This is a genomic window from Candidatus Obscuribacterales bacterium (assembly GCA_036703605.1).
GTDB lineage: Bacteria > Cyanobacteriota > Cyanobacteriia > RECH01 > RECH01 > RECH01.
In genome coordinates this window covers 1-1,417 of record DATNRH010000091.1, presented here as the reverse complement: position 1 = coordinate 1,417, position 1,417 = coordinate 1, and the positions used below count along the sequence as shown (strand labels likewise).

The following is a 1,417-nucleotide window of genomic DNA, read 5'->3' as shown; positions in this document are numbered from 1 at the left end:
GCCCTTCAATCCGTCCGATACCTGGCGTCTGAGTGTCAGCCCAAGGCCGTCAGCATCCCAGACAAACGTGTTCGCACCCTTAGCTATGGCATAGTCAGTCGCCCAGTCACATGATGTGTTAACGTCGCCCTCCTGGCTCTGGAGTATGTCAAGGAATATGGAGCCATGGCGCAGCGACAAGCCTTTGGCATCGCCAGTGTCGGCCGGATCAAAGCTGACTACACGCTTGCCTCTGGCCTTGAAGCCTAGCTTCTCATGTGCATCAATGGCGGCATCGAACCACTCAGGCAGGATGATTGAGTCTTCTACTTCGTCCATGAATGCACCCTCCCATATCCAGTCATACTTGGCGCGGCTTAGGTGTTTATAGTCCCATTGGCGCAGACGCTCCTGTTCCTCGTTCCACCATGGGTTGTCACGCCAGTTGACCGATACGATGTAGTGTAGGTCGTCTTCATAATAGCCATCACGCATCAAGGCTTCCTGATACGGCACAATGAATCTCTGGCTGAATGGGTCTGACGATGACTGAGGGTTGGCAGTGAAGATACACTTTGCGCCTGGATTACGCAAAATGGTTGGGAGTAGCTTGTCCAGTGATGCTTGGCTGGCCCTGTGTGCTTCCTCAAACCACGAGCGCATGTAGCCTTGGGCCGACTGCATGGCGTCAGGGTTGCGGTTGGCACCCTTGTACACGGTCTTGGCACCACCTGGAGCAATGACTGAGTTTTGCTGTATCTCCCAACCATCCAGCTTGACGCGATCCTCAACGGCTGACTTGATTACCTTATGAACTGAATCAGTGATTGAGTCTTGGAACTCTCGCAGGCAATAAATGGAGTAGTTCATGGCGGCCATCTCAAACACCAGATAATCACCCACGCCTAATGACTTGCCTGAACCACGCCCACCCACCACAACAACAATGGGTCTGTCGCTCTGCATGGCATCAACGATCTTGTGATTGACTTCCAGCGTAGGCAATGGCTATCCCTAAAAGGCTTCTGTGAATGTGGCTAACACGTCAACGCTGATAGCTGCCGACTCACCAGCGAACCGGCGAACATAGACAATCTGGTTCTTTTGCTCAATGAGTGGTGTGCGTTCCAATGGTGTTTGGCTGCCGCTTGGGTTACTTGGTGTGCCCGTGAAAACGTGTAGCTTCTGGAGTGATACGCCATTTCCCTGGGTAGACCCTGGCGCTGTGTTGACCTCAAGCAGCGTCTCATTGGCTGAGTAATCGGCCGGCGTCACGAACGTTCCGGTTGGTGCATCACCGTTCTGCTCAATCAAGACTCGAATATCACCAGTGGCGCGGATGGACAAGCTGTCGAGGTTGGTCAGTGCGTAAGGCGTAATAGATGCGCGGCGGATAGCAAAGGCTGGCACCCATGCTGAGTCACTCACACTAGCAACA

At 53.4% G+C, this 1,417-nt stretch carries 2 protein-coding genes; both read right to left on the bottom strand.

Going from position 1 to position 1,417, the window contains the following annotated elements; translation table 11 throughout:
• Positions 1-984 (bottom strand): PBSX family phage terminase large subunit (locus tag V6D20_01935; protein HEY9814557.1); only part of this gene is annotated, 984 nt, incomplete at its 3' end.
• A gap of 9 nt (positions 985-993) precedes the next feature.
• A partial coding sequence (locus tag V6D20_01930; protein ID HEY9814556.1) for a hypothetical protein occupies positions 994-1,417 on the bottom strand: 424 nt, incomplete at its 5' end.